Genomic DNA, 10724 nt, shown 5'->3' with positions numbered 1-10724 from the left:
CCCCCGGTTACATCTCGGGAACAGCTCACTCCCATACCCCCACACCCCCTGTACAGGCTGCTACGCGCGTAGATATGCTCATCTGGTGACCATGCCCACCATTACCCCCGCATTCGCTGACGTGACCGCGTCCGACAGCACACTGCGCCGATTCCTCCACGGGCTCCCCGGCGTCGACGCCGTCGGCCTGGAGGCACGCGCCGCGTCGCTCGGTACGCGCTCGATCAAGACCACGGCCAAGGCGTACGCCATCGATCTGGCCATCTCCATGATCGACCTGACGACGCTTGAGGGCGCGGACACCCCGGGCAAGGTCCGGGCGCTCGCCGCCAAGGCCCTCCGGCCCGATCCGACCGACCGTACGACGCCCGCCACCGCCGCGGTCTGCGTCTATCCGGACATGGCGGAGACGGCGGCCGCCGCGCTGGCCGGCTCGGACGTCAAGGTCGCCTCCGTCGCCACCGCCTTCCCGGCCGGCCGCGCCTCCCTGGCCGTCAAGCTCGCGGACACCCGCGACGCCGTGGCCGCCGGCGCCGACGAGATCGACATGGTCATCGATCGCGGCGCGTTCCTCGCGGGTCATTACCTCAAGGTGTACGAGGAGATCCGCGCCGTGAAGGAGGCCGCGGGGGCCGCCCGGCTCAAGGTGATCTTCGAGACCGGCGAGCTGTCCACGTACGACAACATCCGCCGCGCCTCCTGGCTCGGCATGATCGCGGGCGCGGACTTCATCAAGACGTCGACCGGCAAGGTCGGGGTCAACGCCACCCCGGCCAACACCCTGCTGATGCTGGAGGCCGTACGCGACTTCCGCGCGCAGACCGGGGTGCAGATCGGTGTGAAGCCGGCGGGCGGCATCCGTACCAGCAAGGACGCGGTCAAGTTCCTCGTGCTGGTCAATGAGACCGTGGGCGAGGACTGGCTGGACAACCACTGGTTCCGGTTCGGCGCCTCCAGCCTGCTGAACGATCTGCTGATGCAGCGTCAGAAGCTCAGCACCGGCCGCTACTCCGGCCCCGACTACGTGACGGTGGACTGATCACCATGGCTTCTGTATTCGAGTACGCTCCGGCGCCCGAGTCCCGCGCGATCGTCGACATCGCGCCCTCCTACGGACTCTTCATCGACGGCGAGTTCACCGAGGCCGCCGACGGCAAGGTCTTCAAGACCGTCTCGCCGTCCACCGAGGAGGTCCTCGCCGAGGTCGCCCGGGCGGGCGCCGCCGACGTGGACCGTGCGGTAAAGGCGGCCCGCAAGGCGTTCGAGAAGTGGTCCGCGCTGCCCGGCGCCGAGCGCGCCAAGTATCTGTTCCGTATCGCGCGGATCATCCAGGAGCGCTCGCGCGAGCTGGCCGTCCTGGAGACCCTCGACAACGGCAAGCCGATCAGGGAGACCCGCGACGCGGACCTCCCGCTGGTCGCCGCGCACTTCTTCTACTACGCGGGCTGGGCGGACAAGCTCGACCACGCCGGGTTCGGCCGGAGGACGACAGAAGGAGGAGGCGGCGCCGGCCCCCGCCCGCTGGGCGTCGCGGGCCAGGTCATCCCCTGGAACTTCCCGCTCCTGATGCTCGCGTGGAAGATCGCCCCGGCGCTGGCGACCGGCAATACGGTCGTCCTGAAGCCCGCCGAGACGACCCCGCTCTCCGCGCTCTTCTTCGCGGACATCTGCCGCCAGGCGGGCCTGCCCAAGGGCGTCGTCAACATCCTCACCGGGTACGGCGACGCGGGCGCAGCCCTCGTCGAGCACCCGGACGTCAACAAGGTCGCCTTCACCGGCTCGACGGCGGTCGGCAAGGCCATCGCCCGTTCCGTGGCGGGCACGGACAAGAAGGTCACCCTCGAACTCGGCGGCAAGGGCGCCAACATCGTCTTCGACGACGCCCCCATCGACCAGGCCGTCGAGGGCATCGTCACCGGCATCTTCTTCAACCAGGGCCAGGTCTGCTGCGCGGGCTCGCGGCTGCTCGTACAGGAGTCCGTCCAGGACGAGCTGCTGGACTCGCTCAAGCTCCGGCTGGCCACGCTGCGCGTCGGCGATCCGCTGGACAAGAACACCGACCTCGGCGCGATCAACTCCGCCGAGCAGCTGGCCCGTATCACGGCGCTGGCCGACGCGGGCGAGGCGGAGGGCGCCGAGCGCTGGTCGCCCGCGTGCGAACTGCCCTCCTCCGGCTACTGGTTCGCCCCGACGCTCTTCACGAACGTCACGCAGGCGCACACCATCGCCCGCGACGAGATCTTCGGTCCGGTGCTGTCCGTGCTGACGTTCCGTACGCCCGAGGAGGCCGTGGCCAAGGCCAACAACACGCAGTACGGGCTGTCGGCCGGCATCTGGACGGAGAAGGGCTCCCGCATCCTCGCGGTCGCGGGCAAGCTCCGGGCGGGTGTCGTCTGGGCCAATACGTTCAACAAGTTCGACCCGACCTCGCCGTTCGGCGGCTACAAGGAATCGGGCTACGGTCGCGAGGGCGGCCGCCACGGCCTGGAGGCGTATCTCGATGTCTGATGTGACGCGACTGAGTGTCTTCAAGACCTACAAGCTGTACGTCGGGGGCAAGTTCCCCCGCAGCGAGAGCGGCCGGGTGTACGAAGTGACGGACTCCAAGGGCAGCTGGCTGGCCAACGCCCCGCTGTCCTCCCGCAAGGACGCCCGTGACGCGGTCGTCGCGGCGCGCAAGGCGTTCGGCGGCTGGTCGGGCGCGACCGCGTACAACCGGGGCCAGGTCCTCTACCGCGTCGCCGAGATGCTGGAGGGCCGCAAGGGCCAGTTCGTACGGGAAGTCGCGGACGCCGAGGGCCTGTCGAAGTCGAAGGCGGCCGTGGCCGTGGACGCGGCGATCGACCGGTGGGTCTGGTACGCGGGCTGGACGGACAAGATCGGCCAGGTGGTGGGCGGGGCGAACCCGGTCGCCGGGCCGTTCTTCAACCTCTCCACCCCCGAGCCGGCCGGGGTCGTGACCGTACTGGCGCCGCAAGAGTCGTCGTTCCTGGGCCTGGTCTCGGTCATCGCGCCGGTGATCGCCACGGGCAACACCGCGGTGGTCGTCGCGAGCGAGAAGTCCCCGCTCCCGGCGCTCTCCCTCGGCGAGGTGCTGGCCACCTCCGACCTGCCGGGCGGCGTGGTCAACGTCCTCTCCGGCAGGACCGCCGAGATCGCGGCCCCGCTCGCGGCGCACCAGGACGTCAACGGGATCGACCTGACCGGTGCGGACGAGGCTCTCGCCAAGGAGCTGGAGATCGCGGCGGCGGACAACCTGAAGCGGGTGCTGCGCGCGGAGCGTACGGACTGGTCGGCGGATCCCGGCACCAGCCGGCTGACGGCCTTCCTGGAGACGAAGACGGTCTGGCACCCGACGGGCAGCCTGGGCGCGTCGGGCTCGGCGTACTGAACCGTCGCACGGAAGCCCCGTTTTCCCTCGTTCGGGGGAAAGCGGGGCTTACTTAGTGCACCGCACTTAGCAGAACCGTACGCTTCTGTACATGACTGACACCTACGCCATGACTGAGGCCCGAGCCAACTTCGGCACACTTGTCCGCCGGACCGCCCATTCCCGCGAACGGATCGCCATCACGGACCATGGGCACGTGGCGGCCATACTGATCAACCCGCAGGATCTGGCGGATCTGGAGGACGCGCTCGCACTGGCCGAGTACCAGTTGGAGAAGGAGCGCGGAACCCTGAAGCCGGGTATCCCGCACGCCGAAGTCGGCCGAATGCTGGGGCTGCGGTAAGTGTCGTACGAGATCATCTGGGAGCCGCGCGCCAAGTCGTCGGCGCCGGTCACCCCGTCAGCAGGCCCGCCGCCGCGCCCAGCGTCGGGCCGAGCACCGGCACGTCCTTCAGCGCCGCGCCCTCGGTGAGCGGGGCGGTCAGTGGGGCGGTGGATACCGGCTTGAAGTCGGCGATCTGCGCACCCACCGCGTTGTCCAGGGGATCGACGCCCGTCTTGGCCAGCGGGTAGAGCTTCAGATCCGTGAGGGGGCCCAGCACGTACCCTACGGAGCCGGTCAGCGCCTGGCCCGCCGCCGAGGAGGACTCGGAGAGCTGCTGACCGGTGCCCGTCGCGGGCGTGGGGGCCGCCGGGTCCGCCGCCTGGGCCGCCGTGCCGCCGAGGCCGAGGGCCACACCCGCCGCGGTGAGGGTCAGACCGGCGCGGAGCAGAGTACGCCGGGGAGAGAGGGAAGCTGCGTGACGTGCCATGGATTTTCCTGCCTGGCCGGGTTGATGAGTAATCGGACTGACACGCAGAGTAGTTGAGGCGGGGTCACCGATACCAATAAACCCGCCAAACCGGCCGAACCGGCCGGCCGATCCCGCCCGATCGGTCCCCGGGGGTTCCCTGGGCAGGTACATGCCTCACACTGGTGTCCCGTGAGTTCACCAACTGTTCCGACCCGAGTCGTGCTGCTCGCGGGCCCCTCCGGCTCCGGAAAGTCGTCCCTCGCCGCCCGGACCGGCCTGCCCGTACTGCGCCTGGACGACTTCTACAAAGAGGGCGACGACCCCACGCTGCCGCTGGTCGCGGGGAGTTCGGACGTCGACTGGGACTCGGTGCGGTCCTGGGACGCGGACGCCGCGGTCGCGGCGGTCGAGGAGCTGTGCCGTACGGGACGTACGACCGTTCCCGTCTACTCGATCGCGACCAGCTCACGCGTGGACACCGAGGCCCTCGACATCCAGCGCACGCCGCTGTTCCTCGCGGAGGGCATCTTCGCCGCCGATATCGTCGCGCGCTGCCAGGAGCTGGGTGTGCTGGCGGACGCGCTCTGTCTGCGCGGGCGTCCGTCGACGACGTTCCGGCGCCGGCTGTTGCGGGATCTGCGCGAGGGGCGGAAGTCGGTGGCGTTCCTGCTGCGGCGCGGCTGGCGGCTGATGCGGGCGGAGCGGGCGATCGTGGGGCGGCAGACGGCGCTGGGCGCGTACCCGTGCGCGAAGGCGGAGGCGCTGGGCCGGATCACCGCGGCGGCGGCCGGGCGCTGCGTCAAGCCCCGGACCGAGAAGGCCGCGCGCACCGAATCGTCATCGTCCCCGGCCGCGACCAGCCACACGTAAGCAGCCACAGACAAGCGGCCACACGCGGAAGCGGGACCGCACGAGCCCCCCAGGCTCGTGCGATCCCGCTTCCTGCCCCGTATTCCCCCGTGATCCCCGAGGACCCCCCAGCCCCCGGTTCCCCCTGTTCCCCCTCTTTCATGTGCTCCCGACGCCTCCCCCGAGACGACGGGTCCCGCTTCCCCCGTGTTTCCCCCCACAGCCTTCAGGCGACGAGTTCGCCGAAGGACTCCTCCTCGTCACGGCCGAAGCTGAGGACCTCGTCCTCGCGCAGCCGGCGGAGCGACCGCCAGATGCTCGACTTCACCGTGCCGACACTGATGTCGAGGATCTCCGCGATCTCCGGGTCGGTGCGGCCCTCGTAGTAGCGCAGTACGAGCATCGTGCGCTGGAGTTCCGGCAGGCGGGAGAGCGCCTGCCAGAGCACCGCGCGCAGTTCCGTACCGCGCATCGCGTCGGTGTCGCCCGCCGTCTCCGGCAGCTCCTCCGTCGGGTACTCATTGAGCTTGCGCCTGCGCCAGGCGCTGATGTGCAGATTGGTCATGGTGCGGCGCAGATAGCCGCCGACCGCGGCCTTGTCGCTGATCCTGTCCCACGCGCGGTAGGTCGAGAAGAGGGCGCTCTGCAGCAGATCCTCGGCCTCGAACCGGTCGCCGGTCAGGTGGTAGGCCGTCGCGTACAGGGAGGCGCGGCGCTCCTGGACGTACGCGGTGAACGCCGCTTCGGCGTCCGCCCGCTCCGCCAGGACCGTCCCATCCCCCGGGGTCTCCCCGTACGCCGCCGCGTCAACCACCGTCACATACGACGGCTTGTGCTGACGCCCGGCGCCGCGAACGCACCCCCGCCCGTTCACGCCGCCGGACTTCTCGCTGCTCCTCGTGACGTCATGAAGACGTGTGACCACTGCGCTTGAGGTCATGCCGTGCAGTGCGTTCATCCCACGCCCCCCGTCGGTGGAGTCTGCTTCGTTCCGTGTGCCAATGAGCTTGCCGGGGCAGTTTCATGGCCCTGTCCGCCGTCTGTCACAGCCCTGTCACAGGGGACTTCGGGGCTTGCGAAACGCGTGGGGAATGGGTGGGAGCGCTCCAACGGTCGAACTCCGTTCCCCCATGGGACAGAATGACCTCCGTGCCTTTCCTGTTGCTGATCGAGGACGACGACGCCATCCGCACGGCCCTCGAACTCTCGCTGTCACGCCAGGGCCACCGAGTGGCCACCGCGGCGACGGGCGAGGACGGCCTGAAACTGCTGCGGGAGCAGCGGCCGGATCTGGTCGTGCTGGATGTGATGCTGCCCGGGATCGACGGCTTCGAGGTGTGCCGGCGCATCAGGCGCACCGACCAGTTGCCGATCATCCTGCTGACCGCGCGCAGTGATGACATCGATGTGGTGGTCGGTCTGGAGTCCGGGGCCGACGACTATGTGGTGAAGCCGGTCCAGGGGCGGGTACTCGACGCCAGGATCCGCGCGGTGCTGCGGCGCGGTGAGCGTGAGTCCACGGACTCCGCGACGTTCGGCAGTCTGGTGATCGACCGTTCCGCGATGACGGTCACCAAGAACGGGGAGGACCTCCAGCTCACGCCGACCGAGCTGCGGCTGCTGCTCGAACTGAGCCGCCGGCCCGGCCAGGCACTGTCCCGCCAGCAGCTGCTGCGGCTGGTGTGGGAGCACGACTACCTCGGTGACTCGCGGCTGGTGGACGCGTGTGTGCAGCGGCTGCGGGCGAAGGTGGAGGACGTGCCGTCCTCGCCGACCCTGATCCGTACGGTGCGCGGCGTGGGATACCGGCTGGACGCGCCTTCGTGACGGACGTACCCAGGGGGGCCCGGCCGGACGGCGGCCCGTCGCAGACCGACGCGCACGGCGCGCACCTCGCCGAGGGCATCGACCCGTACCGGAACCCGCGCCGCACCGCGGGCGGTGGGGCGCGGCCGAGCGCGGCGAAGAGGGTGGTGCTCGCGGGGCTCCGCTGGACCAGTCTGCGGCTGCGGCTCGTGGTCGTCTTCGCTGCCGTCGCGCTGACCGCCGCCGTCTCCGCCTCGGGGATCGCGTACTGGCTCAACCGCGAGGCCGTGCTGACCCGGACGCAGGACTCGGCCCTGGAGGACTTCCAGCAGGAGATGCAGAACCGCGCCGCGGAGCTGCCCCTGCGGCCGAGCGAGGCGGAGTTGCAGAGCACGGCCGAGCTGATGGCGGGCGACAGCCCCGGTTACAGCGTGCTGCTGATAGGCACGCGCGACGGGGGAAAGCCCATCGTGGGGGTCTCCGATCCGGACGCCTTCACCATGGACGACGTTCCGAAGTCCCTCCAGAACGCGGTGAACGACAAGCAGAAGGTCACGTCCGGGAACAAGTACCCGTACCACGTCTTCTGGCAGCGCGTGGAGCGCGGCGGCACGCCCTATCTGGTCGGCGGTACGCGGATCATCGGCGGCGGGCCGACCGGGTATCTGTTCAAGTCGCTCGACCAGGAACGTACCGATCTCAACTCGCTCGCCTGGTCGCTGGGGATCGCCACGGCGCTCGCGCTCGTCGGCTCCGCCCTGCTGGCGCACGCCGCGGCGACGACCGTACTCAAGCCCGTGCAGCGGCTGGGCGAAGCGGCGCGGCAGCTCGGTGAGGGCAGGTTCGGCACCCGGCTGCGGGTGTCGGGCGGGGACGAACTGGCCGATCTCTCCCGTACGTTCAACAAGGCGGCGGAGTCGCTCCAGAAGAAGGTCGCGGACATGAGCGCGCGGGAGGAGTCCAGCCGCCGCTTCGTCGCCGACATGTCCCATGAGCTGCGTACCCCGCTGACCGCGCTGACCGCGGTGACGGAGGTCCTGGAGGACGAGGCCGACAGCCTCGACCCGATGATCGCGCCCGCCGTGACGCTGGTGGTGAGCGAGACCCGCAGGCTCAATGTGCTGGTGGAGAATCTGATGGAGGTCACCCGCTTCGACGCGGGTACGGCCCGGCTCGTCCTGGACGATGTCGATGTCGCCGACCAGGTCACGGCCTGTATCGACGCGCGGGCCTGGCTGGACGCGGTGGATCTGGACGCCGAGCGCGGCATCATGGCGCGGCTCGATCCGCGCCGGCTCGATGTGATCATGGCGAATCTGATCGGCAACGCGCTCAAGCACGGTGGCTCGCCGGTGCGGGTGGCGGTGCGTACCGAGGACGACTGGCTGGTCATCGAGGTACGGGACCACGGCCCCGGTATCCCCGAGGACGTCCTGCCGCATGTCTTCGACCGCTTCTACAAGGCGAGCGCCTCCCGGCCGCGCTCCGAGGGCAGCGGGCTCGGGCTGTCGATCGCGCGGGAGAACGCGCATATCCACGGCGGTGACATCACCGCGGCCAATGTGCCGGACGGCGGCGCGATGTTCGTACTGCGGCTGCCCCGGGACGGCGCGGAGGCCGCGGAGGGTGACCGCGACCAGGATCCGGGAGAGGAAGGCGACGCCCCGTGACGCGCAGGAGCGGGAGTCGTACGGCCGGACGCCGTACGGGCACGAGCGGTACGCGGCGGGCCGGTGTCGTCATGCTCACGCGGCTCACGGGTGTGCTCGTGCTCACCGCGCTCGCCGCCGGGTGCGGCATCAGGACCACCTCGGTACCGGTCGACGCCGGACCCGCGCCGTCCCGGAAACCGTGCGAGATCTCCGGCAAGGACGTCATCACCCAGGCGCGGCCCGGCGTTCCCGTGCGGATCTATCTGGCCTGCTCCTCCGGGCTCGCGTCGGTGGAGCGCGCGGCGCGGATCCAGCAGGGCAAGAGCCCCGACGACCGGGTGCGGATCGCGCAGGGGCTGCTCGACGAGTTGCAGGCCCAGCCGTCCGCCGATGAGCGGGAGGCGGGGTTCAGCACGGCCGTACGGGGGCCGCTGGTCATCTCGGCCTCGCGCGACGGCGACCCCGCCGGGGCGCTGCGGCTCAGCCGCCGGCCGGAGGATCTGCCCGCGACGGCGCTGGCGCAGATCGTCTGTACGTTCGCGGAGAGCGAGGCGACGGACGGGCAGGTCGTGCTGGGCGGGCCCGGTGACTATCCGCCGCGCGTCTATGGCTGCACCCGCGCGACGAAGGCCCAGCCGGACGCGCCGGTGCCGACACTCGGCCCGGTCTCGACGGCGTCCCCGACCGCGTCCGCGACGGCGTCCGCCTCCCCGTCCGGTCCGTAGCCTCCCGGGGCCCCGGGTGCGCCGTGGGTCGGGCCGTGGGTCGGGCCGGACGGGTGATGCCCGTCTCATGAACCCCTTCTTCCGCGGTCTGCGGAACCGTTCCCGCCGGGCGCCGCGTCTTGGGGTGCGTGCGTCAAGGTCCGGGCGGCAGTGCCGTCATCCGCTTCCGTATGGCGGGGTTCGTTCTCCTTCTGCTGCATCTGATGCTGGTGGGATGGCTGACGCTCCGCCCGTTGGACGTCATGTGGGTGAACGCCGCCAATCTGACTCCCTTCGCGGGTATCAAGGCCGATCTGGCGCTGGGGCCCGTCCAGGCCGCCCGGCGCATCGGCGAGGGGCTTCTGCTGCTGGCCCCGCTCGGTGTGCTGCTCCCGATGGTCGACGGCCGGCTCTTCGTCGCCGGGTGGGCCTCGATGGCCCGTACGGTCACGGCCGGCGCGATGATCTCGCTCGGCATCGAACTGCTCCAGACCGGGGTCCCGGGCCGGGTGGTCGATGTGGACTCGCTGCTGCTCAATACGGCCGGGGTGGCCCTGGCGCATCTGGCGGTGGTTCCGGCGGGCCGGGCCCGGCTGCGCCGCGCGCGTCGTATCCGTACGGTCCCCCGCCGCGTCCCCCGCGGGTCGCAGGCGGGCAGCCCTGAGAACGAGTCCGGCACCGTCGCGCGGGATGAGGCGCTTCAGGGAACGACCCCGACGATTCCCAGGGTCGGCATCGCTCCGTAGAGCGACGCTTCGCCCCCTGCTCCCGCCGCACCATGGAGACATCGGGGAGCACGACGAGAGAGGCTCCCGGGACGGTCTCACGAAGGAGCCCATCATGGCCGGTTTGGTCCGCCCTCGACACGGACGGATGCTCGGTGGAGTGTGCGCGGCGCTGGCCCAGCGCTTCGGTACCTCCGCGAACACGATGCGGGTGATCTTCCTCGTCTCGTGTCTGCTGCCGGGCCCGCAGTTCCTGCTCTATCTGGCGCTGTGGCTGCTGCTGCCGGGCGAGAAGACGGCCACGGCCGCCTGGTAGCGGCCGCCTGCCGGCTAGGCCCTGTCCGTAAAGACGACAGTGGGGCGTACACCCGGATCCGGGTGTACGCCCCACCGCTGTGTGCGCTGGTGCTCAGCCGCCGAGCGGAATTCCGTTGACCGGCAGTCCCTTGCCCAGACCGTTCACCGGCAGCCCGCCCACCAGCTGCTGGACGGGGTTGGCCGTCTTCACGGCGTCGACCGCGTACGGCGTGGTCTGCTGGACGGTGCCGAGCGCCAGGCCGGTCGCCGTCAGCACGTCGGGGAGGGGCGCGGGGAGCTGGCTTGTGAGGTCCTGCACCGGCAGCGTCCTGGAGACGAGGTCCAGCGCGGCACCGGCCTCGGGGGCGGCGGGTGCGGCACTGGCGCTGCCCGCGGCGGTGGCGGCGAAGGCGGCACCGAGGGCGACAGTGCCGAGGGTCTTGATGGCGGACTGCTTCATCTGGGATTTCGTCCTTGCGGAAGGTGAGGGGAAGGGAAGACAGAGA

13 protein-coding genes are annotated in these 10724 nt (G+C 70.6%); 10 read left to right on the top strand and 3 right to left on the bottom strand.

Going from position 1 to position 10724, the window contains the following annotated elements; translation table 11 throughout:
• Positions 1–91 precede the first annotated feature (91 nt).
• The 4 genes from deoC to IF11_RS0112645 all read left to right on the top strand — a co-directional run bounded on the left by deoC (position 92) and on the right by IF11_RS0112645 (position 3734).
• Complete coding sequence (gene deoC / locus IF11_RS0112660) at positions 92–1039, top strand: deoxyribose-phosphate aldolase (RefSeq protein WP_206300660.1); 948 nt, start codon at positions 92–94, stop codon at positions 1037–1039.
• A 5-nt stretch (positions 1040–1044) separates the two neighbouring features.
• Positions 1045–2508 carry an aldehyde dehydrogenase family protein gene (locus tag IF11_RS0112655; RefSeq protein WP_030351638.1) on the top strand — a complete coding sequence of 488 codons (1464 nt, stop codon included), beginning with the start codon at positions 1045–1047 and terminating at the stop codon, positions 2506–2508.
• Positions 2501–3391, top strand: a complete 891-nt coding sequence (locus tag IF11_RS0112650; protein ID WP_030351637.1) for an aldehyde dehydrogenase family protein — start codon at positions 2501–2503, stop codon at positions 3389–3391. The genes IF11_RS0112655 and IF11_RS0112650 overlap by 8 nt, the downstream gene beginning before the upstream one ends.
• Positions 3392–3482: 91 nt before the next feature.
• Positions 3483–3734 carry a type II toxin-antitoxin system Phd/YefM family antitoxin gene (locus IF11_RS0112645; protein ID WP_030351636.1) on the top strand — a complete coding sequence of 84 codons (252 nt, stop codon included), beginning with the start codon at positions 3483–3485 and terminating at the stop codon, positions 3732–3734.
• Positions 3735–3783: 49 nt separating this feature from the next.
• Here the strand turns inward: IF11_RS0112645 and IF11_RS0112640 are convergent, their stop codons facing one another.
• The gene (locus IF11_RS0112640) at positions 3784–4203 is read right to left on the bottom strand and encodes a hypothetical protein (protein WP_030351635.1); all 420 of its coding nucleotides are present in this window, start codon (positions 4201–4203) and stop codon (positions 3784–3786) included.
• A 171-nt stretch (positions 4204–4374) separates the two neighbouring features.
• Here IF11_RS0112640 and IF11_RS0112635 point away from each other — a divergent pair, with 171 nt between their 5' ends.
• Positions 4375–5055 carry a hypothetical protein gene (locus IF11_RS0112635; RefSeq protein ID WP_051745838.1) on the top strand — a complete coding sequence of 227 codons (681 nt, stop codon included), beginning with the start codon at positions 4375–4377 and terminating at the stop codon, positions 5053–5055.
• Between the two features lie 205 nt (positions 5056–5260).
• Here IF11_RS0112635 and IF11_RS0112630 read toward each other — a convergent pair whose 3' ends face one another.
• Positions 5261–5992 carry a SigE family RNA polymerase sigma factor gene (locus tag IF11_RS0112630; protein WP_030351633.1) on the bottom strand — a complete coding sequence of 244 codons (732 nt, stop codon included), beginning with the start codon at positions 5990–5992 and terminating at the stop codon, positions 5261–5263.
• A gap of 191 nt (positions 5993–6183) precedes the next feature.
• Between IF11_RS0112630 and afsQ1 the strand changes: the two genes are divergently transcribed.
• The 5 genes from afsQ1 to IF11_RS0112605 all read left to right on the top strand — a co-directional run bounded on the left by afsQ1 (position 6184) and on the right by IF11_RS0112605 (position 10237).
• Positions 6184–6861 (top strand): response regulator transcription factor, encoded by a 678-nt coding sequence (gene afsQ1, locus IF11_RS0112625; RefSeq protein WP_206300659.1) that lies wholly within the window; start codon positions 6184–6186, stop codon positions 6859–6861.
• Positions 6858–8510 (top strand): sensor histidine kinase, encoded by a 1653-nt coding sequence (locus tag IF11_RS0112620; RefSeq protein WP_425315190.1) that lies wholly within the window; start codon positions 6858–6860, stop codon positions 8508–8510. The genes afsQ1 and IF11_RS0112620 overlap by 4 nt, the downstream gene beginning before the upstream one ends.
• 71 nt (positions 8511–8581) lie before the next feature.
• Positions 8582–9217 (top strand): hypothetical protein, encoded by a 636-nt coding sequence (locus tag IF11_RS0112615; protein WP_051745836.1) that lies wholly within the window; start codon positions 8582–8584, stop codon positions 9215–9217.
• A gap of 170 nt (positions 9218–9387) precedes the next feature.
• Complete coding sequence (locus tag IF11_RS0112610) at positions 9388–9942, top strand: VanZ family protein (protein ID WP_030351629.1); 555 nt, start codon at positions 9388–9390, stop codon at positions 9940–9942.
• 94 nt (positions 9943–10036) lie between these two features.
• Positions 10037–10237 carry a PspC domain-containing protein gene (locus IF11_RS0112605; RefSeq protein WP_030351628.1) on the top strand — a complete coding sequence of 67 codons (201 nt, stop codon included), beginning with the start codon at positions 10037–10039 and terminating at the stop codon, positions 10235–10237.
• A 93-nt stretch (positions 10238–10330) separates the two neighbouring features.
• Here the strand turns inward: IF11_RS0112605 and IF11_RS0112600 are convergent, their stop codons facing one another.
• Positions 10331–10678: a hypothetical protein gene (locus IF11_RS0112600; protein WP_030351627.1), complete on the bottom strand. Its 348-nt coding sequence runs from the start codon at positions 10676–10678 to the stop codon at positions 10331–10333.
• Positions 10679–10724: the final 46 nt, after the last annotated feature.

Source organism: Streptomyces scopuliridis RB72 (genome assembly GCF_000718095.1).
Lineage (GTDB): Bacteria > Actinomycetota > Actinomycetes > Streptomycetales > Streptomycetaceae > Streptomyces > Streptomyces scopuliridis.
Note: the sequence above shows the minus strand (reverse complement) of the source record. Positions and strands in the feature narration are given on the sequence as shown.

Excerpts from the sequence above, each read along its gene's own strand:
- IF11_RS0112640 (WP_030351635.1), bottom strand. The coding sequence starts at position 4,203 with ATGGCACGTCACGCAGCTTCCCTCTCTCCCCGGCGTACTCTGCTCCGC.
- deoC (WP_206300660.1), top strand. The coding sequence starts at position 92 with ATGCCCACCATTACCCCCGCATTCGCTGACGTGACCGCGTCCGACAGC.
- IF11_RS0112610 (WP_030351629.1), top strand. The coding sequence starts at position 9,388 with ATGGCGGGGTTCGTTCTCCTTCTGCTGCATCTGATGCTGGTGGGATGG.
- IF11_RS0112655 (WP_030351638.1), top strand. The coding sequence starts at position 1,045 with ATGGCTTCTGTATTCGAGTACGCTCCGGCGCCCGAGTCCCGCGCGATC.
- IF11_RS0112650 (WP_030351637.1), top strand. The coding sequence starts at position 2,501 with ATGTCTGATGTGACGCGACTGAGTGTCTTCAAGACCTACAAGCTGTAC.
- IF11_RS0112630 (WP_030351633.1), bottom strand. The coding sequence starts at position 5,992 with ATGAACGCACTGCACGGCATGACCTCAAGCGCAGTGGTCACACGTCTT.
- IF11_RS0112645 (WP_030351636.1), top strand. The coding sequence starts at position 3,483 with ATGACTGACACCTACGCCATGACTGAGGCCCGAGCCAACTTCGGCACA.
- IF11_RS0112615 (WP_051745836.1), top strand. The coding sequence starts at position 8,582 with ATGCTCACGCGGCTCACGGGTGTGCTCGTGCTCACCGCGCTCGCCGCC.
- IF11_RS0112600 (WP_030351627.1), bottom strand. The coding sequence starts at position 10,678 with ATGAAGCAGTCCGCCATCAAGACCCTCGGCACTGTCGCCCTCGGTGCC.
- IF11_RS0112605 (WP_030351628.1), top strand. The coding sequence starts at position 10,037 with ATGGCCGGTTTGGTCCGCCCTCGACACGGACGGATGCTCGGTGGAGTG.